The organism is Stutzerimonas stutzeri, from assembly GCF_009789555.1.
GTDB classification, from domain to species: Bacteria; Pseudomonadota; Gammaproteobacteria; order Pseudomonadales; family Pseudomonadaceae; genus Stutzerimonas; species Stutzerimonas stutzeri_R.
This window is the reverse complement of record NZ_CP046902.1, coordinates 3146164-3170029: the sequence shown is the minus strand read 5'-3', so window position 1 is coordinate 3170029 and position 23866 is coordinate 3146164. Positions and strand designations below refer to the sequence as shown.

Sequence of the window (23866 nt, the reverse complement as noted above, 5' to 3'; positions counted from 1 at the left end):
CAAAGCACCTAACAACAAGGTTTAACCATGTACCGATTATTTCTTGCCGGATCGCTCTCGTTGGTAACCGGGCCATTGCTCGCGCAGACAGCTGAACCGCTTACGCTAGACCCCTTGGTGGTGAGTTCGCCACGGGCGGAATCCGACTGGTTTACGCTGCCGATGGCGGTGTCAGCCGTGACGGAGCAGAACCATCCGGGCGAACAGTTGCTCAGCCTCGATAGCCTGCTGGGCCCGGTTCCAGGGGCGTTGTCGCAGAGCCGCTACAACCTGGCGCAGGGCATGCGCTTGTCGATTCGCGGCTTCGGGTCCCGTTCCAGTTTTGGCGTTCGCGGCGTACGCGTGCTGGTCGACGGGGTGCCCCTGACCATGCCTGACGGGCAGACCGAAATGGATGGGCTGGATACCTCGTTGGTGGAGCGCATCGAGGTGATCCGCGGCCCCTCGTCGACCATCCACGGCAATGCCGCCGGTGGCGTCTTGGCAATCCAGACGCGGCAGCCAGGGGATACGCCGTTCACGCAGGTCGAGGTGACAGGCGGCGAGCTGGGCTATCGCCGCATGCGCGCGCAAACCAGTGGCAGCGCCGGGTCGCTCGGCGCCTTGCTGGCGGTCAACGCCACCCAGCTCGACGGCTACCGCACGCACGGGACCGCCGAAACCAACCACCTCACCGGCAAGCTGCGCTGGCAGGGGGAGGGCGGCACGCTCGGGCTCACCCTGCATGCGATCGACAACCGAGCCGAAGATCCCGGTGGCCTGACGCTGGATCAGGTCCGGGCGGACCGCTCCCAGGCGCGGCCGCAGAGCCTTCAGTTCGATTCAGACGAGACCGTCCAGCAGCAGCGGCTTTCGCTGGTCTGGGATGGACAGGCCGCAGGCGGCGATACCTATCAGTTGCGCAGTTACTACGGCCAACGCGAGTTCAGCAACCGTCTCCCGTTGCTGGCCAATGGTCAGACAGCCTATGACCGCTGGTTCGCCGGGGTGGGTGCCCAGCGCACCTTTCATCGAGAACTAGCGGGCCTACCTCATCAGCTGACCGCCGGAATGGACCTGGAGAGCCAACGCGACGACCGCTCCCGAAACGACAACCTGCCTGGCGGCATCACCGGCGCCCTTACTCAGCGCCAGCGCGAAACAGCGGACAGCCGGGGTGTGTTTATCGAGGATCAGGTGAACCTGGGCGATACCTGGTTGCTCACCGCAGGCGTGCGCTATGACAGTGTGCGGCTCGAGGCGAAGGACCGTTACCTGAGCGACGGCGATGCTTCCGGCGAACGCAACCTCGAAGACTGGAACTACAGCCTGGGGCTGAGCCGGCAACTGGACGCCCATCATGTGGCGTACGTTCGTTACGCGACATCCTTCGAGACGCCGACGATCAACGAAATGGCCAACCCAACCGGGGGCGGCTTCAATCCATCACTTGGCGCGGAACAATCGGTCAACCGCGAATTAGGCTTCAAGGGCGAGCACCGGGGATTGCGCTACGAGGCGGTGCTCTACAGCATGCGCATCGAAGACGAACTGGTCCCGGAAGTCGACGGGCGCACCTTCTACACCAACGCGGGCCGCTCCAGCCGCGACGGTGTCGAACTCAGCGGGGACTGGCTGGTGGGTCGCTATTGGCGATTGACCGGTGCCTGGAGCTACAACCGCTATCGTTTCGACCAATTCCAGGGCTACGACGGCAACCGCATCCCCGGGATTCCGAGGCAGAGCCTGTTCGCCGAGGCCAGCTATGACCGCGACGACTGGTATGCACGGGTCAACGTCAATGCCTATGGCCAGCAATACGCGGATAACGCCAACCTCGACCGCGTGCCCGGCTATGCAGTAACCAACGCCCGCTTGGGCTGGCGACTGGCATGGGGCGATCAGCGGTGGGAGCCTTACATCGGCATCGACAACCTGCTGGACCGCGACTACTACGACAACCTGCGTATCAACGATAATTTTGGTCGCTACTACGAGCCCGCTCCAGGACGGACGATCTATGCGGGGGCGAAGCTGACATTCCAATGACGGAACTGCGGTTTGGGTGATGCATTGTGGTTTCGTGCGCAGTTCAGGCGCGGCACGCTCAGGCGCGCATAAGGCAGCAAGCGGTTAGCCCATATCAGCCGGTGGAAAACAGACCGCTTGCGCGGGCACGAGTGCATCGGTTACAGCAACGTTTCTCCCCGACAGTTCTGATCATTCGAGAACACTGACGAGGAGGGCGAATTGGCGAATGTAGCCCCACGGGGGCGCTTCTCCAGCAATGACATCTGGGCGAAACGAGCCGGTTCGTCACCAACACACGTGAACCGGTTGAGTACCCAGGCGCCTCAGCCTGACGATCTGGTCGACGTCCTCGGACGCCGCGACTCCAGGTATTGCTCGCCTAGCAAGACAACCAATCCGCTCAGTACGATGATGAAGGTGCCGATGCAGCTCCACAGATTCGGCAGCTCGGAAAACAGCAGGTAGCCCAGCAGACTCGCGCCGACGATTTGCAGGTAAGTGAACGGTGCGACGAACGGCGCAGGGGCCACCTCGAAGGCACGCACCAGGCAGTAGTGCCCGCAACCACCGAGGATGCCCATGCTGACCAGCAACCCAACATGTACCAGGCTGTCCGGCGACTGCCAGAAGAATGGCAGCATCAGGCTCGTCAACACGAACCCGGCGGCGGCCATGTACGTGTTGGACGTTTCCGGCGTGTCGTGACTAGCGAGCTTGCGCGACAAGATCTGCGTAAGCGCTGAGGTGCAAGCACTCAGGAGCACCAGTAACACGGCAGGATGAAAGGCATCGCCACCCGGCTGGATGACGAACAGCGCCCCAGCAAACCCACTGATTGCCGCGACTGTCTTCAGCGGGCCTACCGTCTCGCCCAGCATGAAGGGTGACAGTACCAGGACCACCATAGGCGCCGTGAAACTCACCGCCGCCGCGGTCCCCACCGGCACGTACTGCAGCGCACAGAACATCAGGAAGGAGGTGAGGCAGAACAGCAACGACCGCACGATTTGCAACCAGGGACGCCGAGAGCGAAACAGCGCCTTCCCTTTGCGCGGCGCGAATACCACAAGCATGAACACCACATGGCCGAAATAGCGGCACCAGAGCAGCTGAATGACCGGGTAGAACAGGCCGAGGTACTTAACTTCCGCGTTCAGTAGAGGAATCAGAATCGCCGCCGCCAGCATGAACGCTACCGCTGTCACGAACGGGCTGCGCTTCGGTTCCAGCTGCTCCTCGAGGGCTTCATCTTCCCGCGCCGCCAACATCAGGTGCCCCCTTGATCAGCTTGTTGTTGTCAGCCATGTTCCGCATCGGACTACCAACGCAGGCTCCACGTTCGAACGGATTGAGCGGGTAGGCATTGAGCTGCTCGCTGCGGCGGGCGAAGCGGTGCGCTGCAGCACTGCGGAGTGTCGAGGCCAAAGCCAGGACTCAGCCTCCGCTGAGGGAGGTAGAAATCCGAAGCCGGGGAAATTCCGCGATCTGGATTGATGATAAACAGAAATTTGGATATTCACATCCGGGTACTGCTGTGAACGTTGAAAGTAAAACGGAAAGCCAAATCGCCTTATATTACCGTTAGTTAGTGGCGATGTCGCTCCATTGCCGGAAAACTTAGATCGTTATTCCGGTAATGAAACGGTACTCATTCGTTTTTCCGCCAATGAAACGTACAAACGGTTTATGTAAGTCACGCTCCGACGAGATGACCAGATCCCTGTCCAACCTCCCTCCACCAACATTAGGGAGTCGCTCAAGTCAAACTCAGGCTTGCAGACCCCGCCCCTGAAGTGACGGCCTCCATCGCACGAGCCCCATCTCACAGAGACGCCGCTTTCCCTAAACCGCATTCCACGGACATGAGGATAGGCTTTCGGCCGGCCAATTCTCCACAGCTAAACAGCACGAGCAAACTTTTTTATTACTAGAACCAGTCAGATCAATACTTTGCAGTAATAAAAAAAGAATATCTCTTTTATATATATTGTAATTAATTAAGCATCCCAGTGAAAGATATATCAAGGTAAATCACTGAAATAGCTGACAAATTAAACAGTAAACCAAGTGTATTATCTTCCGTTGCTGAAAGTTCAATATTCGTATAAAGGAACCTTCGCCTTCGAATCGCCTAAGCTATTGAGCTTTTTGCGTGGTTGCGTGTTCGCGACGGATGGCTATTATGACCCGAGCCTTATGAACCTCAACTAACAATCGGAACTCAGAGTTGGTCATGGATAACAAACATTCGGAGCAAGAAGCGCATCCGCTTGAAAACACCATGCCGTTGGCACCAGCCAGGAACCCGTACGATGGTGTCCCCAGAGACTGGAAAGAATCTGGTGTTCCACCCAGCGATGAAATCATTCCATCTCAGGTCAGGACAATTGATCAGCGGGAGGAACAGCTCGCAGATGAACGTAGATCTGTATTCGAACAGGTCAATCAAGGACTGCCTGCCAGTAGAGGCATGGAGCTTCTTGGGTTAAAAAAATCTCATTTTTATAAGTTGCTCGACGATCATCGCAACGGAAAGAACATCGTTCGCAATCACAAGGGAACGCCTAAAGGAGGCAGTCGAACAACATCGGGCCAGGTGGCCGCACTAGGCAAAGCGTACGACAAGCACTACGTTGGCCCAAAGGCTTCTATCAGTGAGTTATTGACGTGGGCCCGCCGTTATTGTGAGAGGTCTGGTGAAAAGGCGGTAAGCCGCCATACAGCGAGAAGATATCTCTATGCAATACCAGAAAAAGACCGTGACCGGAAAACGCTCACTAATGAGCAGTTCAATCAAAAATATGGATTTAAACCAAAAAAAATAGTCATCGATGGTTTGCTGCGTCGCGTGTCAATGGATCATACGCGGGTGGATATACTGCTCGTCGATGAGTTCAACAGAGATGTGATTATCGGTCGTCCCTGGATAACTATGATCATCTGTGACAGGTCTCGGGTGATCCTAGGTTTTTATCTTAGTATGGAAACCCCAAGTCTAAACACTGTTGCCGCAGCTCTAGCGTTTGCGGTGATGAATAAAGATAGCAGCCTGTTCGGTTTCGTAACTTACCCAGAGGAATACCCCTTCTTTGGTATTCCGTTTGTCATTTATACAGATAACGCCGCTGAATTCACGAGCGATGCATTTATCCAGCAGTGTCAAGAATGGGGGATGGAGTGGGATCATCGTCCCATTGGGAAAAAGTGGTATGGCGGGATCATAGAGCGTGTAATTGGCTCATTCATGACAACATCAGTGCACTTTCTTCCCGGTTCAACTGGGAGCAACGTCGTAGAGCGGCAGGGGTTTGAAAGCGAGCTAAATGCCAAATTGGACTTCGAGCAATTTGCGGAGTGGATGCTGAAAGAAATAACTGTTTATCACGGAAAAATTCACGCTTCCCTTCGGTGCACCCCTAGGCAAGCTTTCACCCATTATAAGAGTCAAGGAAAGTATGATTCGTCGAGGGTTATTAGTAAAGAAGATGAGACGAGATTTCTGATCGATTTTTGCCCGACTTCCTTCGGTCACAAAGTTCACTCATATGGGATTAATTTCGCCGGTCGCAGGTACGCAAGCGATGCCCTGGAGGAATATGTAGGCCAAAACATCGATGTTAAGTACTTGCAATATGACCTTAGCTATATTTGGGTCAAGGTGCCTCATGGCTTCTTAAAGATTAGTTGTTCATATACCCGTGACGGGCTAGCGATGCATTGGGAATCCTACTCGAACCACAAGCAGTTATCGAAGCGTATGCCAGGTTTAATCAACAAGGCTAGCGGTACCATCGATGACGAGTTCGCACCCTCCGCCATGGATCGCCAGGAAGAAATTCTTCAAGAGGCTGCAGCCATGAAAACGGCTTTCATGAATGCGCCAAAACAACCGGCTTTGCCGCCACCCCTTCCACCTTCAGCCGAAGGGGTGGCGCTGGATGAAGTGGAGGTGCACCCCATTGATGACAGCAAATTCTATGTCCAAACCGATGACGTTATCTGGGAGGAAGAAGAAATTCTCCGGCCACGAATTATCTTAGACACTGATGAAATCGATCTGCTTGTTCCAGTTTTAATCGTTGACCCTAAGGAGGGTTGAGTTATGAGTAATCGGGATGAAGCTCTAAAATACGCTCACGTCAAAGCGGACATAAGGCACCTTGTTGACTTGCCGGCAGAACAAAGGATTCAGATCTGCCGCCATGATATTTGGATCGATACGCCACGTTTGAAGCCATTGCTGAACTGCCTAAACCACATGGTATACACAGACAACCAGATCCAGGCGTCTAGCATATTCATCCATGGTGGAGGCGGTGACGGTAAGTCCGCATTATTCCATCGGTTGCAGGCGCTGGGCGAGCTTTCGAGAAAGAAAATGGTGTTCATCACCCTGACCGAGAATTTGAACCGTTACAAACTCCATGATGCGATTTGTGAGCAATTCAGCGTGCAGATCGGCAAGAGAACAACTGCGGCCAATAGGCTTGATATTATAGAGAAAAAAATACATTCGGGGGGCATTGGTGCAATTGTCATCGATGAGTTGTCAGATGCAATGCTTGAGGGGAGCACCAACAAGCGAATAATATTATCACTGCTGCGTAGCCTCGCAGAAGGTAAACTTAAGCTGTGCGTTATTGCTTTTGGCAACTCAGTTGCCAACGAAGCCATGATACTTGACCGTGTTCTGGATCGGCGATTTGTACAATGGGAGCTTCAGCCTTGGAAATTAGATCAGCACTTTGTGGACTTCATTGCTACGTATGAAACCCATTTGCCCCTGAAGCTCGCGTCGAATGTTGCATCCCCGAAGCTGAGGACGCTCATACATTCAAACTCACATGGCATTCTTGATAATATCGTAAAGATTCTTAAAAGCGCGGCTATGGATGCTATCGAGCAGGGTACTGAGCGGATTACCCAAGATCAAATCCCTAACATTGATGCTCTGGCGATGAAGTATGGCTTCAAAATCCACCATCCCGGCAAGCCCAAAAAGAAATGATCAAGCTCTCGCCCTCACAGTTTGCCACCGCTAATAGTGTCTTAGCTGCTTTGACACGTGGGCGCGCATTTTGCTTTGTCTCATCCCAGCCTGGCTTTGGTTTGACGACCTGCATAGAGGATATCAAGTCACGTCTGAGTAATCCGATGTTCACTATCGCAGACCATCCTGAACTTGCCGGGTTGGATATGTTTGCCCAGCTCTACCATCACCTAAATATTGATTTAGAGTTCCAAGCTAAAAATAAATTGCCAGGTTTTGCAGCCGAAATTGTTTCATTAAGAGAGATTTCGACAATTTTTGTCGACGATATAGATATGTTTCTGTGTGGTGAAAGTGCGAAGCGCCGCACTGTACAGCAGCTAAAGTATATCTTAACTGCTCTACCGACAGTAAATATTGTAATCTCTGGGCGTCATGAAGAGGCATGGGAGATGTTCGGACTATTAGAGTGCTCACCGCACTGTGTTGAGGCCTTCAGCTTAGATGGCTTTCAAGATTTTAATGAATACAAGGTTTTTTTTGATTCGATTCTCGCTGAAAACTCAAAAACTAAGTTAACGGACGTATCGCTGAAGGCGCTTTATCTCGATACGAAAGGTAACCTTGGCGATACATTTCTCCGGTTGTTTCACCCCGCGTACCTTTACAAAGGTTAGAAATAATGACGGTTTTTATCGATAGCTTACCGATCGAGGGAGAGCTTTTGTCGTGTTGGCTATATAGGCAAAGTATGGTTTCTAAAAACACGCCGCTTGGCCGCGAGGAGCTCAGCCAGCTGTGGTTGGCCTCGGGCCCGGCGCTAGATTTCGATCCGGATTTCTCGCGAAGCTCCCATTTTACGAACGCGGCTTGTGATGCCGTAGGCATGAGTAGTGATCTAAGGGCTTTTTTCATTCAGCCACCTAGCAGTTGGCTAATACCACGCTTTTACAGGCGCACGTTCTGCTATCAGTGTTTGGCTGAAAATTTTCGAACACTTGCATTTCCTACCTCGCTGAAGAAATGGTGCGCTGTAGGCGTAGTAGTATGCGAGTTTCATAATTTGCCGCTAGTCGATGCTACAGAGGTATTCGCGCCTAAGCTGAGCATGGCTATGAAATTTTTTCAGATGCATTATTTACACAAGGACAGGTACATTTCAGCATCACGCTTTCAGGCTGGGATGCGGTCGATTAAGTCTTTGATCTTGGTACAGGACATGCTCAATCGCTTCGAGGTTAATGCCTTGCCAGGCAACCTGAGCAGCGATGCTCACCAAAATAGTGAGTGGGCATTCTCAAAATTTCTGATCTGCTTGATGCTCTATCCCAGGTTTGGCCTTATCAATCGCCATATGCGAAACGACGCCGCTTACCTCCAGCTCCCGGTATTTCAGCAGACTTTTACTCACGGCCCGCTGATAGCCAGTATCGCTCACCGAAGGGCCGCTCTGCTTATCCTCGGTTGGCTCTACGAAGTCTTGCCAACAGACGAGTCAAGCGTGATTGATGCTCTGTTGAATGCAGTAGGAGGCGGGATTGGGTTTTCAGAAGCCTATAGTTTGGGCTCATCCTGCAATGGCTTCACGGCAGAACACGCTGCGGTCATCGCACGGCGACTTCTCCAATGGCAACCTCCAGTAGTCTCCAGCAGGACGCTACAGTTTGTCGAGGGATTCGTTGCTTCTACTGTTAAGTGAAGGATGGTTGACTTGCCCTCAAAATGTAAGGGCGTCGGAGTGGTGAGATCGAATGAATACTAGGTTTTCTTTAATCACCGAAATCTCGCTACCCTTAGGCCCAATCTGCCTAGACGGCTTATATGGCGGTGCTGGTGTATGGATTGACTTCTTGGTGGCCATGCCACAGGTACGCGTACTTCGATACTCAGTCCGTCAAAGCGCAGAACGAAGAACTTTTGCATCCGCTCTCCACGCAGGCCCCTTGGTAAAAGTCACGCCAACCGTTAAGCAGTGTCGCATCAGTTTTACCTACACAACTTTGTACTCACCCTGGCCAGTGGGGAAGGAGTTCGATCACGCTCGTAATTTTTGCGACTTATTTTTATGCAGGTTTTTTCAATGGCCGGCAGAGATGTATAGCAACCGATCTGAAGTTTTCAAAAGTTCTTTCGCTTTAATTTCCGAACAAGCAAAAATCACCGTTGCATCGATGCAGGGGGGGGTTATTATATTTCCCGTGATCTTCCGGAGTGAGTCTCCAAAACGCCTTGAGTGACTTCCACCCATCATCGGTGATTCCATCCGATGCGATCGCGATGGGCTTAAAGGCCGTGGGCATCATTGGGCATCACCTTGATCGGAGGGGAGGCGGGTCGTGGAGAACGACAGTCGCGGATTACTGATCACCGGCGCTGGCGCATGACGGAATCCAGCTCGAACAGCACAGCCGTCTCGTGATCCATTCCGTCCGTTAGCGCCAAGCGAGATTCCACTTTGATGCTCGGATCGCTGTTGTTAGGGTAACCGAGGCCCGCTACTTCGCTGAGAGCCGGCGCAAAGCTGATCGTCAGCCGGCTGTCGAAAGCGCTTTGAGCAGCTTCATTTGCCCTAAGGGCTTCCAGATCCCGCACGTCTGGGCTATCGGTGGCGACGGTAGTAGGTGCGCAGCTGCTCAGCGAGCCTTTTACCGCTGCTAGGCTTGCTTTCGTCTTGACCCTCATCGGCACTGTCACCGAAACCGCGCTGCGCATTGATCTCGTGAACTCGGATCTGATTCGATAGAGAATTACGTTCCAATGGAACAGCCGCGTCAGCTAGCGCTTGAAGGTTAGCAGTCCGAGTCTCCGCGTTAGGCGCTGAAAGCTTGCCCGGGTCGAGGCGATACCACCGCACTTTGAGCGCTTTATGCAGACGTCGTTGAGGTAGTCGTGCAGGTGGCCATAGTTGCAGGTGGCTGCACCTGGCCATCACCAGCCTGGTTCTGAATTTTTTCCAAAAGGGTGCCACCCGTGCCCGCTCTTTTCGATAGTCCGAGTAAAGCGTAGGAAAATGATCAGGCTCCAGCTGAAAACGCATCCCCACCATTCCGCCCGACCAGGAAAGATTCGGGATCAAATCGCGGATATGATGAAGCTCGCCCTGCGCCGCTTGTATCCAGACATCTAGCGTCGGTATGGGCCTGCTGTACGAGAGTTGCTGCCAGGTTTGGATCGATATGCCTTCAGTTACGAATTAGGCGTGATGAAGCCGGATCCATACATTTATCAATACGCTTGTCGTGACCTCGGAGTTCAACCAGGCCGGCAGTTGCGGGGCGATCGGATCGTTATGATCGGCGACTCTATAGGCTGTTTAGGAATGGAGCTCGAGCTGCGGGGAGCTCTGGGTTTCACCTATGCCGTCAAGGGCGGGGCGACTATGAGAGTTTGGTGGAGTTTGCGGAGGTAGTGCTGAGAGATTCGGCAGGTTAGCCATCAGAAAACGTGCAATCAGTTAGGCCCAGGCGACCAAATGCTAATACGGGGGGCGACAGAAAAGCTATCATCTCGCCATCAGCTCAAAAGGGTTCTTCTCGCTGGCCAATTCCGGCACTCCTTTGGGCACTACGACAGGGACGGTTGCGCATGGACGACGAAGTTCAGCCCCTCACGCTTAAAGATGAAACCCCGCCTAAAGAAGTGAAGATTCTTGCTTCCTTGGTTGCGAAGCTGAATCTTGCTGATTTTCAGAACGCCATTCCTGTGATTAGAGAGCTTCGCATCTCGAACGAGACCGAAGCCCGCTTCGTCAATGCAACCCTGTCGCTGTCCTCGGTGCCCGAGGTTTTCAAGCCCAAGGTCTGGCGGATTGATGAGATCGCTGCGGATAGTTTTCGGGTCATTCCAGGGCTTGACTTGGTGCTGGACGGCCCCTTGTTGACTCGCTTGACCGAAGCCGAGCTGTCAACTTTTACCTTCGTCCTTGAGGCTGATGACAAGGACGCAGACGGTGGCCGGAAACAGCTGGCCCGCCATGAGCAGGTCGTAGATCTTCTTCCTCGAAATCAATGGGGTGGCCTACGCCACATCCCGGACATGACGGCAGCGTTCGTTCAGCCGAATGATCCGGCAGTTGAGCGTTTGCTGAAGCAAACGGCTGAGCTGCTTCGTCTGAGTGAGAAGTCGTCGTCGCTTGATGGCTATGCGGGGGGCTCCAAGCGAGCTTGGCAGTTAGCTTCTGCAGTCTGGGGGGCCGTGGCGCGGATGAAGCTAGACTACGCCTTGCCGCCCGCAAGCTTTGAGTATTCCGGGCAAAAGGTACGTAGCCCCAGCCAGATTGCTGATACTGGCTTAGCCACCTGCATGGATCTCACCCTGCTTTTCTGCGCTGCTCTGGAGCAGATCGGACTCAACCCTGTAATTGTGTTCACCAAAGGGCATGCTTTTGCGGGCCTCTGGTTGAAGCCCGAAGAGTTTACGACTGCGCTGGTGGATGATGTAACAGCCGTGCGCAAACGGGTGAAACTGCAGGAGTTGGTGCTTTTCGAAACCACCCTCATCACGCAAAACCCGATTCCGTCGTTCTCATATGCTGCTGAACGAGGTGCTAAGCAGATCGCTGAAGACGCTGAGAGCGATTTCGAAATGCTGCTGGATATTCGTCGAGCTCGATTGCAGCGTATCAAACCACTGGCAAGCGCTGAGGCTCAAATTGCGCGGGTCGCTGCTGATGTATTGAATGATGTGCCTCACATCCTGGTTGAAGACGGCGCAGGCATCCCTGACGAAACGCATGAGGTGGTGGTCGAAGATCTATCGAAACTTGACCCCTCGGATCGTCTTGGTCGATGGCAGCGCAAGCTTCTAGACCTGTCGCTTCGCAACAATCTGCTCAACTTCAAGATGGGCAAGCGAGCACTGAAGCTTGAGTCTCCAGATCCAAGTGCACTTGAGGATATTCTTTCTAGTGGTCAGTCATTGAAGCTGCTGACCCGACCTGATCTCATGGATGGCGCTGATCCGCGTGAGCGCGCTCTTTATGAGCAGCGTGAACGTGAAGATGTTCGTCGCCGTCACGCTGAGGACGCATTGAGGCGCAGAGAAGTCTTCGTTGCTTTAACATCCAACGAGATGGACGCTCGGTTGACCGAGCTGTACCGCAGTGCCCGCACTGCACTTCAGGAAGGCGGGTCTAATACGCTATTCCTGGCCATAGGTTTCCTGAGCTGGACGCGTGAGGACAGAGCTGGGCAGAAGTACAAAGCTCCACTGGTGTTGGTGCCTGTCACCCTAGAGCGCAAGAGCGCGCGCTCGGGATTCACCATGGTACTGCACGATGACGAACCGCGCTTTAACCCGACGCTAATTGAAATGCTGCGCCAAGACTTCGAGCTTGGCCTGGGGTCTCTTGAGCAAGATCTGCCTCGAGACGATTCCGGTCTGGATATTGCCAGCATCTGGAAAAAAGTCGGCCATGCCATCAAGGACATCCCGAGTTGGGAGTTGAACGAAGACGTCGTGCTGTCGATGTTCTCGTTTGCCAAGTACCTCATGTGGAAGGATCTGTCCGAGAACGCCGAGCACCTTCGGCAAAGCCCGGTAGTCCAGCACCTTCTGGACACGCCACGCGACTCGTTCGTTTCAGATACTCCGTTCCCGGAGCCAGAGGCACTGGATCGTATCTATGGCCCGACCGATGTCTTTTGCCCGCTGCCATCTGACTCATCCCAACTTGCTGCGGTGATGGCGGCAGCCAAAGGAAAGGACTTCGTCCTCATTGGGCCGCCTGGCACAGGTAAGAGCCAGACGATTTCCAACATGATCGCTCAGTCGATTGCCCAAGGGCGTCGTGTACTGTTCGTCTCGGAAAAGATCGCGGCTTTGGATGTGGTTTACCGGCGCCTGCGTGAGATTGGTCTGGGTGAGTTCTGCTTGGAGCTGCATTCGAGCAAAGCTCGAAAAACAGATGTCCTTGCTCAGCTGCAATCAGCCTGGGAAGCCAAAGGGCAGGTAGATTCTGCGGCATGGGAAGTTGAAGCGCAGCGCCTCGCTACGCTGCGTGACAGCCTGAACATCTACGTTGAGCGTCTCCACCGGCGCCATCGCAATGGCTACACCATTTACGATGCAATCGGTACGGTTATCTCAGGTGGTGATGAGGCGGTCGCACCTGTTGCTTGGGGTTTGCCTGACACTCACGACCAGAAGGCAATACTCGAGCTTCGTGAGTTGTGCGACCGCCTCGAAGTGAACGCTCAGGCTGTGGACTATGGTCAGCTTGCTGGCAATGCTTTGCATGCAGTTGGTCAGACCGAATGGTCACCCCATTGGCAACAACAGTTCGTACAGGCCGCACGTGAAGTCTTGCCTGCAGTGCTCGAGGTGCAACGAGCTGCAGATCGATTCGTTGAGCTGGCAGGGCTTCCGGCTACGGAATACACCCCAACGGCACTTGAGGGCTTATCCGTTCTTTCCTTGGCGCTTCCAGCCGCTGCAGGACAAGACTGGCGATTCGCGCTTCGCCCAGATGCACGCGCCATCTCCCTGCGGCTGAGTGACGGTTGCACATGGGTCGAAAAACATCGGGATCTCAATGCCAAGCTGTCTGACCTATGGTCTTCGCGCTCTGTTACCGATGCAAAACAGGGTATCGACCTGCTGCAGCAGCGCCGTGCGACGTACTCTGAGCTTGGCCCCGCCTGGCCGGAAAGGGTCACGGTTGTACTGGCTCACGCAGTGGCACTATTGGGTCAGATATCTGATCTCAAGCGACAGTTAAGCGTCACTTACAGTGATGCGATTGAGTCACTCGACGTTGATCTTTTGATGCGTGAGTGGCAAGAGGCTGAGCAGTCATTCTGGCCTAAATCGTGGTTCGCAAAGCGCCGTATCGCAGCGCTCTTAGCGCCTTCTCAAAAGACGCCGAGCGAAGCAAATTGTGGTGAAGACTTGGCGGTCTGGACGCAGATCCGATCGATACGCCGTACTGTCGATGAGCTTGAGCCAGGGCAGGAGTGCGTTGCTGTTTGGCAGGGCTCGAAATCAGAAGCTGAACAGATCGCAACAACGAACAAGCTCCAGGAAGCAATTCGACTTCAAAAAGCAGAATCGCAGTGGGCGGATAATGGACTCGAGTTGGTCGAGCAGGGCCTGCTTGGCGATGGTTTGAAGGAGGAGCTGAAACGGCTTCGCTTGCTGAGGCGCCTCGATGCTGACATAGCGGCACTTTCCGATCTCGGCGCAAGCACCCATGATCTTTGGAGAGGGCAGGCCACAAACGTTGAGAGCCTAAATGCAGCGTTGCGCTTTCAAGCAGAACGCCGAGCAATCGAAGAGCGCGGTCGACTCACTGATGACCACCCGGAGGTTGAAGAGGGGCGCTGTGGGAAAACGCTGAAAGAAGATTTCGTTCTGCTTAAACAACGGGCGGCGGTTGAGCGTGATCTGTCTGACCTGGTTGATTTGCGAGAGTTGGTGCCAGTTTGGAGTGATCTCAAAACCAACCTGGAGCTCGCACGTAAGGCTCTAGCATTTCAAGGACAGATAGCGACTGCTAACGCCAAGCTTGCTCTGAATCCGGAGCAGATCGCTGCCTACAAAGCGCCTCTGCAAACGCTACTGGGAGATGGCAATGCTTTGCTGGAGCCAGAAGGGGCAATCGCTCTGGCCGGCGCTGCGATGCGTGACAAGCTCAAATTGCTTCAGGAGCGCTCGTCGAATCTGACGTCGATAGGGAGCTTTACCGAAACCGGTGTCGTTGAGACTGCTCACCTGTCAATAAATGACCTGAAGAAGAGCTGCGAAACGGTGGTTTCGTCTGAGGCGAGGCTCAAAGCTTGGTGTGCATGGCGGAAGGTGAGAGATGAGGCCTTCGCGGTCGGCCTTGCTCCGATTGTGCAGGCTATGGAGAGTGGAGTGATCACCTTTGGAAAAGTCCGTCGTGTCTTTGAGGTGAACTACGCTCGCTGGTGGTTAAATACCACCGTTGATAACGAAGCAGTGATTCGTACTTTCGTCAGCGTCGAGCATGAGCAGCGTATTCGCGATTTCCGGGCGTTGGATGACAAGTTCACCGAGCTGACGAAGGATTGGCTCCGCGCTCGACTGTGCGCCGACCTACCAAGCCAGGACAGTGTTAGCCGCTCATCTGAGTGGGGGCTGCTGCGTCATGAAATGGGTAAGAAGACCAAGCACATCCCTTTGCGGGAGCTAATGAGCCGAGCACCAGAGGCGCTGACAAAACTAACGCCGTGCTTGCTGATGAGTCCTCTTTCGATCGCTCAATATCTACCACCAGCCTCGACGCCATTCGACCTGGTCATCTTCGATGAAGCTTCGCAGATTCCTGTATGGGACGCGATCGGCGCTATGGCGCGAGGCAGGCAAGTCGTGATGGTTGGCGACCCGAAACAGCTTCCGCCTACCTCTTTCTTTGATCGTACTGAGTCCACGGCTGACGATGAGGACGTCGAGGCTGATCTTGAGAGCATTTTGGATGAATGCATCAGCGCGAATTTGCCGATGCGCAACCTGAATTGGCACTACCGTAGCCGTCACGAAAGCCTAATCGCGTTCTCGAACCAGCGTTACTACCACTCGAAACTGGTGACGTTCCCATCGCCGTTCACAGCCGATAAAGCCGTGCGTTTGTGCCCGGTGGCGGGTGTCTACGATAAGGGCGGTTCACGCACCAACCTGATTGAGGCGAGAGCGTTGGTCGCTGACCTCGTGGCTCGTCTTCAATCGCCAGCGTTTCGCCAGAGTGGCCGTACCGTTGGTGTTGTAACGTTCAACGGTGAACAGCAGAAGCTCATCATGGACATGCTGGATGAGGCTTGCCGGAAAGATCCGTCGCTTGATCCGTATTTCGCCGAGTCTGAGCTTGAGCCTGTGTTCGTCAAGAACCTGGAAAGCGTCCAAGGGGACGAGCGTGACATCATCTATTTCTCGACCACATACGGAAAGGATGCTACCGGTGTGATGTCGATGAACTTCGGGCCGATGAACCGCCCGGGAGGTGAGCGCCGGCTTAACGTTGCCATCACACGTGCTCGTCAGGAGTTGGTGCTGTTCTCGACTCTGCGCCCAGAACACATTGATCTTGCCCGCACGCAAGCTGTAGGCGTTCGTGATCTTAAACACTTCCTCGAATTTGCCGAGCGCGGGCCGCGTGCATTGGCAGAGGCGAACTTCGGTAGCGTGGGTGGATTCGATAGTCCGTTCGAAGAGGCGGTCGCTGCCGCTCTGAGCAAGAAGGGCTGGCAGGTTCATACCCAAATTGGCGTCTCTTTGTTCCGAATAGATCTGGGTGTTGTGCACCCCGATGCTCCAGGGCGGTTCCTTGCAGGCGTTGAGTGTGATGGTGCTACCTACCACCGTAGCGCAACAGCGCGAGACCGCGACAAGCTCAGGGAGTTTGTTCTGCGGGGGCTTGGATGGGAGATCGTCAGGATCTGGTCGACAGACTGGTGGGTGGATGCCGCTGGGACTGCAGAGAAAGTTCATCAGCAGCTTACCGAACTGCTTAACGCTTCAAGGGCCAAGCAAGCGATCATTGATGCGGCGCAGGAGTCGGAGCGCTTGAAGATCGATGCTGCAATGGCGAACGTGATTGATGTAGTGGATCAAGTTTCGCTCGTCGCCTCGGCGAACGCTGTCGAAGCCAATGATCCTACTGGTGGGTTGCCAGAGTCGAAGTACGCCACAGTGGCATCTCCTACACCTGCTGAGGGAGCGGACGCTGCCTATACACCAACGCAATACTTGGTTTACAAAGAAACAGACCCTAGCTCGGCAGTGGAACAGGTTGATCCAGAACGGTTCTTTGATGCGAGCTACACCTCGACGTTGGAAAAGATGGTTGCCCATGTGATAGCTGAGGAAGGCCCCGTGCTTGATATGGCATTATCACGTCGTATTGCTCGTGCTCATGGCTGGGTTAGAACTGGCTCACGCATCCGTGATCGCGTCGACCATATTGCCCGGGCTCATTTCAGGTCACACGAGGAGGAGCAGACTGGAACATTCTTCTGGCCCGCCCACATCGAATCTGACACGAATGTGGTGTTTCGCAGGCCCGGAGATGATGACTCGAATCGGCCACTTGCTGAAATCTGCCTCCCAGAACTGCGCGCCCTTGTAGACGAGATGTCTAAGCGTGGTCACGTCGGAGAAGGGCTCGTGTATGCAGTGGCGAAAGAATCGGGCGTCAGCAAGCTTGCCCATGCGGGACGGCTGCGAATTGAGCGAGCCATAAATCGAAGCACTGAGTGATCGTGAGGAAGGCGCCTTTAAAGGCGCCTTTTTTATTTTTCGCATCGCTCAACGAAGCAGCCCAATGATCTGTTGCTGGGAGTTTGCCCATGGCTGGCGTCCCTATCATCTGATTAGGGGGCGTATTGCCAACCTTCGAGGTTTCCTGCAAAGGCCGAGCAGTCTCGGCCTTGTCGACTTCAAGCTGCCCGGTTCGCGTCTGCTTTGCGCTTCATCTCAACGCTTGGATGATCGCTGGCAATCTGTGCTCCGAGGTGCATCGGGCTCGGCAGGCGAAGCTGGCCTTCCCAAAGGGGAGCGTTACGACACAGGAGGGCGATCTGCTCAGCGAGGGTGGTGGGGTTCGCCAGTTCGCCCGGTTCGATGATGGTGATCTCGGTGACACCGAGTTGTTGCCAGAAGTCTCGAAGCCCTCTGGTATTGACGTCGTATCGTGTGTTGTGGCGGTGGGAGCGCAGCTTCAGGTATTGGTTTGAGCTGGAGACAAAATAGTAAACCGATGCGCTTTCAAGCGATTGGTAAACGCCCAGTCGGGTGCCGATGAATTTAGGCGCATCAGGATCTTTGGTGTGATCGCCGGTGATTTGCGCCACATGCTCATCTGCACGTATGCGCACGATGGCTGCACCCTCTGGAGCAGGAGGAAGGCCTTGGCCAGGGCTATCCTTGAGTGCCCCGTAGAACGTTCGAAGGTTGCTGTCCAAGCATACGATCAGCGGCGAATCTGCAGTGGTCGTGGGTGACAGCAGGGCCTGAGATATCAGCTGTTTGACGCCGTCAGGGCCATGAAGGGCGGTCGTCGCGTGAATTGCTGCCACGCCTTCAGTGAACGGGTACCAGCGTCCTGCAGGAGCCTCTGGTGCGGCCCAAAAGACCTCCGCAGATTGAGAGCCCACGACCGTTCGCGTCACCACCGGCAAGTATTTCGCCTGGCCGGGTTGTTGCAACCTATCGAGGTAGACGGACAACACGGTCGTGCCCGGCTCAACGGCCTTTGCCTTCGGAAAGGTATTTGGGAGATACCCACTCAGACGAACCGATTCGATGAGGGTGTTCATCGCTTTGAAATCGCGATCGTCCTCGGTTTTCCTGCGGTTGTTCTTCTTGCTTGTAGGCGCAGTCTGGTCAACATGCATGATGAACTGCGTGACGAGTCCATGCTGGGCAAGGTAGCGGCGGATAAGGTGCTTGGGATCTTGATCTGGACTTTTTTCGGCAGCCAGGGCGCTGGTCTCGACAATCACGATGCTGGCGCCGGTTTGCTTGATCGCCGGAACGACTTCGTCACCCAGCCATTTTATGACCTCAGCGGACGAGCGTCGTCCTTCCAGCATGTCTGCTGCGTCAGAAACGCTGAGCTGTGTCAGATCCATGGCCGGTACAGGGGCGTTCTTGAAAACCAAAGCGCCTTCTTGCAGAGCATTGATGGCTTTTTCAAGTCTGAGCACGAGAGCGCTGTGCGCTGCCAGCACAGCGATGCTGAGTGCTTCGTCTGTAGACGGGGCACCTTGATCGGCTGTGCGAAGAATGCTGACCGCTTTACGCGCCGTGAGTGGCTTGGTACCTGGCAGGGTTTTCATCAAATGAAAACCCAACGCATCGAGAAATAGCGGGCCCACCCCGGTACCAATTACGGGCGAAGAGGGGGGGGTGGCATAGATGGGACGTACAGGGCTATCGATCAAGACGTCGCCATTCACGATGTCGGGCAGCCCTGGATGCCCGAGAAACGTCAAAAGCCTGGAGGTAGGGAAGTCGAATGACGTCTCGAAGGTACCCTCGGCGAAGCGGGTTTTGAGTTTCGCTTTGAGGATGATGTGGCCAGTGTCCACCCAGGCATTTTTCTTCTTGCCTGCAGCCCAGTTGTGCATGCTCTGCGCGAATCGTGCTCGCAGCTGGATATATGGGGTGGGGCAGTCGCGCAGCAGCACCAGTTGAGGATCTATGGTGTGCAGCGCACTGTAGGTACGTTTACCACTTTGCGCGAGAACAGGGTTGTCCCACGTGAGCAAGGATCCATCGGCCGTCTGGCGCAATGCGATCTCGCTGTTCAGGCTCAGTGGTGCACTACACATTGCTCGACCTACCAGCCAAGGGACGACGGTGTAGGCCAGGCTGGAGATGTCGTTTGGCACCACCAGTGATGCGGCATCCAACTCGATGAGATCGACCACTTCGAGCTTGGCTTCGATATCGTCTGTTGAGGCGCCAATGCTCCTCAGTGCTTCAAGTACCCAGAGTTGCAGCACCTCGTTGATTTTGGCGACCGGCAGTGGCTCAAGCATCAGAATTGCCGAGATACCACCATCCCGGTGTGGGAATAACTCGACCTTGACGGGCCCACCAGAGGTCACGGCCAACAGCTGCTCCAGTGCATGTGTTGGCAATCCCGGATGGGGTTTTACAAAATGGTTCTGCAGGGCCTGCCACGTCGTGACGTAGTCATCCGCAACCTTGGCGCGATAGACGCTGCCAAGCGTGTCGGGATCGAACTTGAAAAGACTTTTGCGAAGTACAAAGCGATTCATCGGACGTACTCTCTGGATTGGCTGATGTAACTCAGGACTGCCGACGCGATGCCAGCGTGATGCTTTTGAAACTGCTCCCAGTCGCCATCGCGTTTGAGCGTGCTCACGCTGTCTGAAAGCAGCTTGGCCCAGTTGGATTGACCTAGCAGGAATGCGGCGTCGGCGAAGTAGCACGTGATAGGCGTTCCTCCGCGCCTGCCACGGCCAACCAACTGCGTAAGGCTCACGAGGATGTTCATCACCGTGTAATGCCGAATATTTGCAGGCTGCTGGCTGAAGGCCGGATGGGAGGTGCGTATCCATTTCAGCAGCCCATTGGCCATCCGTCGTTCCTGGATCATCGCCTCACCAGGGCTTTCGCGAGCGATGACACGGTTGCCCGTCTCATAGCAGATATGGGCAAGATTGTTTTCTGGACTGTCAGATGAGGGCAGGGGTCTGACGCATACGACAACGCCACCGATGGCTGATAGTCCATCGGAGTTGACGATGTTATGTCCCCGAGCGATGGGCTGCATGGCACTTACCAGGATCGTCTTGTCCTGGTATTTACCTTCCGTGAACTGCGCTAGATCATCGTAGATCAGCGTATCCCCGGGTTTGAGCATTGTCGGCTTGTACTGGCTACCGCGCCCCCTGACCCATCCGACAAGCGAACCTGGGCCGTTCGACATGCCTGATAGCGTCAGCGCGAGGGTTTCAGCGTCAGCGTCGCTGCTGGTGACCAGCAGTAGCCGTGCACGCTTAGCCATGGCGGGATCTTTCTGTAGTTTTTCCAGGCGAGCGAGAATCCAGGGCGCGATTTCTTCGGCCAGATCCCGCACGTGCGCCGGGCGGTCTGCGATATTTGTTCCAGATATCTGAGTGGTGACGTTGAGGTTTTCAAACGTGATCTGTCCCTTCGCATCGGGAACGTCGATCAGGTCTAAAGCCTTGAGATCGTATGCGCTGGCGCCTGGGAAAAATGCGGTTGCCGAAAAGCCGATGAATGTACGCTTGACCCCCGCATACCCAAGCGCGCTGAGTTCTGGAAGCGCAAGCAGCGTGCCGTGGGGATCGCCCCGCATCGCTACGACGTTCAGGGTCGGGTCATATTCAGGACTGTTCGTACGCTTGAAACCGTACACATCTCGATGCAAGGGGCCGATGGGAGTAGGGCTGAGTGGATCAGGGCCGTTCAAGCTACGCTGAACTTCATAGGCGTAAGGTACGTTGGCTGTAACGAACGTCGGAAGCTCGTTGTTGAGGTTGCGCAGCGATCGTTCGATGAGATCGAGGGTGCCTCTGAGGATCAACGACGCCTTCAGGCGAATGTGCACTGCCTCGTCCAGCGGTGCCGGCAGTTTTCCGTTGTCCGATAGCTTTGTAAGCAAATCGCTCAAATCAGTCGCTACAACCTCAGGCCTCCGATCCTGATCATTTGTGCGCCAGAATGCCAGATTCGTGCTGAGCGGGCGAAGGTGTTCGGGCAGGTTGTAGACTTCCGGGCTATACATCAGCGCCAAGGTTTGTTGGTCGATCCCCAGGCGCTCGATGATGAAGGCATCGTCTGCTTCCGACCAAGTGGTTTCCTTTTCAGGCCACTCGAAATAATCCCGTGCCTGCAAGCTCATCAACTGATTGACGCTGATGATGCAGAAGGATAACGCCCACGCCACGCGAAAGAGGCTGCTTGGTTCGACGCTTGGTATGCGGGAGCGATCGGCGACCCGTGAATACAGGCGCATCAATGGGCTGGATGTGCCGATGTTCCCAAGCTCAAGCTTGAATACGCTACTGTCGATCGCGGACTTGAGCAGACCATCGATTTCATCGACCAGAAAGACTGGGGAGTACCGCAGCAGGATCTCGATCAGGCTGCGCGAACCCGGGAAGCGGTCGGTGTCGCTTAACGGAATTCGAGTGGTACCAGATAGCAGGGAGTGGTGGTTCACCACGATGATGTCTGCCGCCAGTGCTTCGGACAGCATCGTCGTTCGGCCACAACGAAACAGATATGGGCAGTGTCTGAGTTTTTCCGGGCCGTCAGCCTTTTCGATTCCGTCCAACTGAAGGTTGAAGCAGGGTTCTTCGCCATCCGGCAGTGATTCTTGCCCTAGCCCGTAGCTGCCGAGAATGCACGAATAGTCGTAAGGGTGATGCGCATCGACCTCGTTAAAGCGAAGCGCCGCTCGCTCAGCAACCCTCGCCATGGAATGCAGTGGCGCCGCTTTCAATCTCGCATGGCTTGCTGCAATCGAATGGCGCAGGATGGCCAGGGTGTTGTCGACCTCCACGAAGCTGGGGACGGCTATCACCACCTTGTGTCCACGCGCAGCTGCATCGATTGCCATCATGACCATGACGACGGATTTGCCGGTGCCTGTAGGGGCGTTGATCCGGTAGAAATGGCCGGATTGAGCCGTTTTACTGCCGGCATCTGGCCATAGATTCTCAAGCGAGGAAAGGTGCTTGCCATGTAGCCCGCTCGTGGCGTCCAGCTTGTATGCCAGGGTTTCGAGCAAACCTCGATCCCATTGGATCTCTGCAACGCCGGGAGCATCTGGAATTCGAAGCCGCATGCCAGCCTCAGGGATCGCTTTACGCTGATCCGCCGGGATGTGGAATACGCGGATCTGATCTTTGCCGAAATGCTTGAGCCTCACATCACCATGGATGGGAAGCTCCGCGTATTGCCCGGGTTGACGTGCGCTCTGGAGCGCTTCGTAGTGCTCACGAATAATCTGATCGACGTTCAAGCCTGGTAGCACGCGATAGCGAGCTTCTTCCTTCAGCTCGCTACCGAGCAGATCTTTATCGACAAGTTCGAACAGGCTGGAGCGCCCTTTGATCAGAGCTTCTGCACCGCTGACAAACCGTCCAGGCTGCGCCAACGTCGCAGGACGCAGACGAAGCCCTACTGCTAAAACGGTCTGTTCCGCCTCCGTCAACAGCGACCACCCCAGCCATTTGCGGGTACGACCGGCGATCAACGCTGCGGCGTCAGCGAGCGCTGGCTCGGGGTCGACATGACGTGCTGCCAGCGACAGGAACAACACCGTCGCGATCTCAGAAAGGGTCTGCACGCTTGACGAGCTCCTTGACGCATTGGGACTGGATGAACACCTCCACGCCGGGTGGGCAGGACTCCCTTAGAAACCTCACATGAGACTTCTGGTAATCGGGCACAACGATCCAAAGGGGTGTAGCGGGGCGCAGCAGCTTGATTCGCTCGGCCAGAGAATGAGCGGAACGCCAGACCTTGGCATCAATCTCGAAGGTTTGAGGGCCGATGACGACTCGCAGATCCGCCCTATCAAAATCGGGCCATAATTCCACAGCAAAACCTTTGCTGGTAAGCGCCTCGGCCAGCGCCAGCTCAAGTCTTCCTGGAAGCAGGGTGAACTTCCAAAGCGCACCTTGAAGCATCCACAGACCTTCAGCAGGTACACCAGCATTGCGAGCACTGGTGTGTCGATTGATCAAGTGACCATTGCGGCGCAGGAACACGCTCTTGCTGTGCTTGCACCAGGACGAGTCGCAGTGCACCTCTTCCTTCAGGGCCTCCATGGGCCAGCCGCATGACGGACACAAGAACACCTGGCCATCCTGAATTAGACGTGCAGGGATCTCGCTGTAAATGTCGGTCATCGACAACCCCAGCGGCACGAGTGCTGCCTGCGCCTCAACAGGTTTGAGGACTGCGTGCTGAATCAGGAAAAGGCGAAAGTTGCGGTAGAGCTGTTGGCCCCCTTTGCGCAAGCGACAGCTGTCTCTCACCTTTCGGACGATGGCTTGGGTTTCTTCCCACAGCTCCCTTATGTCCATTTCGAAAAGCATTTCACTGCAGGTCTGCGTGGTGAAGTGGCTGGACAGTAAGGGGCCTTCATATCCACCCCTGACCGACTCAGGAAGCCATGCCTCGATGGGGACACTGAGCTGCTTTTCGAGGTCGAGTGGGCGTATGGGAGGTGAGTCAGGGGCCAACTGCCAGAGCAGGGCTGACGCTTGACGAAGCGCTGAGAACGCAGCGCTTCTGTCGGTGCTGCATGCGTTGCCGGCCTTCGCGAGGAGGCGAAGCAGATGTTCTGCGGCGTGCCTTTCCATGTGCCAACCTGATTCATTTTGTGAGTGATTGCTTGAGGTG

Annotated in this window: 12 protein-coding genes; 7 read left to right on the top strand and 5 right to left on the bottom strand. The window is 55.0% G+C overall.

Annotated elements, in window-relative coordinates:
• Nucleotides 1-27: 27 nt before the first annotated feature.
• The gene (locus tag GQA94_RS14525; RefSeq protein WP_158188684.1) at nt 28-2028 is read left to right on the top strand and encodes a TonB-dependent receptor family protein; all 2001 of its coding nucleotides are present in this window, start codon (nt 28-30) and stop codon (nt 2026-2028) included.
• A gap of 305 nt (nt 2029-2333) precedes the next feature.
• Here the strand turns inward: GQA94_RS14525 and GQA94_RS14520 are convergent, their stop codons facing one another.
• The gene (locus tag GQA94_RS14520; protein WP_158188683.1) at nt 2334-3278 is read right to left on the bottom strand and encodes a DMT family transporter; all 945 of its coding nucleotides are present in this window, start codon (nt 3276-3278) and stop codon (nt 2334-2336) included.
• A 965-nt stretch (nt 3279-4243) separates the two neighbouring features.
• Here GQA94_RS14520 and GQA94_RS14515 point away from each other — a divergent pair.
• Genes GQA94_RS14515 through GQA94_RS14500 form a run of 4 tightly spaced genes read left to right on the top strand, consistent with a single transcriptional unit; the run spans nt 4244 to nt 8699 of the window.
• The gene (locus GQA94_RS14515; protein ID WP_158188682.1) at nt 4244-6109 is read left to right on the top strand and encodes a Mu transposase C-terminal domain-containing protein; all 1866 of its coding nucleotides are present in this window, start codon (nt 4244-4246) and stop codon (nt 6107-6109) included.
• A 3-nt stretch (nt 6110-6112) separates the two neighbouring features.
• The gene (locus GQA94_RS14510; RefSeq protein WP_158188681.1) at nt 6113-7018 is read left to right on the top strand and encodes a TniB family NTP-binding protein; all 906 of its coding nucleotides are present in this window, start codon (nt 6113-6115) and stop codon (nt 7016-7018) included.
• A complete protein-coding gene (locus GQA94_RS14505; RefSeq protein ID WP_158188680.1) occupies nt 7015-7677 on the top strand; it encodes a hypothetical protein in 663 nt (220 codons plus the stop codon). The genes GQA94_RS14510 and GQA94_RS14505 overlap by 4 nt, the downstream gene beginning before the upstream one ends.
• Before the next feature lie 5 nt (nt 7678-7682).
• Nucleotides 7683-8699 (top strand): hypothetical protein, encoded by a 1017-nt coding sequence (locus GQA94_RS14500; RefSeq protein ID WP_158188679.1) that lies wholly within the window; start codon nt 7683-7685, stop codon nt 8697-8699.
• A gap of 665 nt (nt 8700-9364) precedes the next feature.
• On the opposite strand, the gene GQA94_RS14495 is transcribed toward GQA94_RS14500, so the two are convergent.
• Nucleotides 9365-9712 (bottom strand): hypothetical protein, encoded by a 348-nt coding sequence (locus GQA94_RS14495; RefSeq protein ID WP_158188678.1) that lies wholly within the window; start codon nt 9710-9712, stop codon nt 9365-9367.
• Between the two features lie 490 nt (nt 9713-10202).
• Between GQA94_RS14495 and GQA94_RS23650 the strand changes: the two genes are divergently transcribed.
• Together GQA94_RS23650 and GQA94_RS14490 are read left to right on the top strand one after the other, a co-directional pair.
• Entirely contained in the window at nt 10203-10409 is a 207-nt protein-coding gene (locus GQA94_RS23650; RefSeq protein ID WP_423835320.1) for a hypothetical protein, read from the top strand.
• A gap of 176 nt (nt 10410-10585) precedes the next feature.
• Complete coding sequence (locus GQA94_RS14490) at nt 10586-17212, top strand: DUF3320 domain-containing protein (RefSeq protein WP_158188677.1); 6627 nt, start codon at nt 10586-10588, stop codon at nt 17210-17212.
• A 179-nt stretch (nt 17213-17391) separates the two neighbouring features.
• Here GQA94_RS14490 and GQA94_RS14485 read toward each other — a convergent pair whose 3' ends face one another.
• From GQA94_RS14485 to GQA94_RS14475, 3 genes are read right to left on the bottom strand one after another with little or no spacing between them, the layout of a single operon-like run.
• Nucleotides 17392-19740, bottom strand: a complete 2349-nt coding sequence (locus GQA94_RS14485; protein WP_158188676.1) for an RNaseH domain-containing protein — start codon at nt 19738-19740, stop codon at nt 17392-17394.
• Nucleotides 19737-22805, bottom strand: coding sequence for a hypothetical protein (locus tag GQA94_RS14480; RefSeq protein ID WP_158188675.1), 3069 nt, complete (start codon nt 22803-22805; stop codon nt 19737-19739). The genes GQA94_RS14485 and GQA94_RS14480 overlap by 4 nt, the downstream gene beginning before the upstream one ends.
• On the bottom strand, nt 22789-23826 hold the full coding sequence (locus GQA94_RS14475; protein WP_158188674.1) for a hypothetical protein: 1038 nt from the start codon (nt 23824-23826) through the stop codon (nt 22789-22791). The genes GQA94_RS14480 and GQA94_RS14475 overlap by 17 nt, the downstream gene beginning before the upstream one ends.
• Between the last annotated feature and the right edge of the window lie 40 nt (nt 23827-23866).

Bases quoted from the DNA above. Each gene is read 5' to 3' on its own strand.
- GQA94_RS14485 (WP_158188676.1), bottom strand. From the start codon at position 19,740: ATGAATCGCTTTGTACTTCGCAAAAGTCTTTTCAAGTTCGATCCCGAC.
- GQA94_RS14520 (WP_158188683.1), bottom strand. From the start codon at position 3,278: ATGTTGGCGGCGCGGGAAGATGAAGCCCTCGAGGAGCAGCTGGAACCG.
- GQA94_RS14515 (WP_158188682.1), top strand. From the start codon at position 4,244: ATGGATAACAAACATTCGGAGCAAGAAGCGCATCCGCTTGAAAACACC.
- GQA94_RS14505 (WP_158188680.1), top strand. From the start codon at position 7,015: ATGATCAAGCTCTCGCCCTCACAGTTTGCCACCGCTAATAGTGTCTTA.
- GQA94_RS14500 (WP_158188679.1), top strand. From the start codon at position 7,683: ATGACGGTTTTTATCGATAGCTTACCGATCGAGGGAGAGCTTTTGTCG.
- GQA94_RS23650 (WP_423835320.1), top strand. From the start codon at position 10,203: ATGAAGCCGGATCCATACATTTATCAATACGCTTGTCGTGACCTCGGA.
- GQA94_RS14490 (WP_158188677.1), top strand. From the start codon at position 10,586: ATGGACGACGAAGTTCAGCCCCTCACGCTTAAAGATGAAACCCCGCCT.
- GQA94_RS14525 (WP_158188684.1), top strand. From the start codon at position 28: ATGTACCGATTATTTCTTGCCGGATCGCTCTCGTTGGTAACCGGGCCA.
- GQA94_RS14495 (WP_158188678.1), bottom strand. From the start codon at position 9,712: ATGCGCAGCGCGGTTTCGGTGACAGTGCCGATGAGGGTCAAGACGAAA.
- GQA94_RS14510 (WP_158188681.1), top strand. From the start codon at position 6,113: ATGAGTAATCGGGATGAAGCTCTAAAATACGCTCACGTCAAAGCGGAC.
- GQA94_RS14475 (WP_158188674.1), bottom strand. From the start codon at position 23,826: ATGGAAAGGCACGCCGCAGAACATCTGCTTCGCCTCCTCGCGAAGGCC.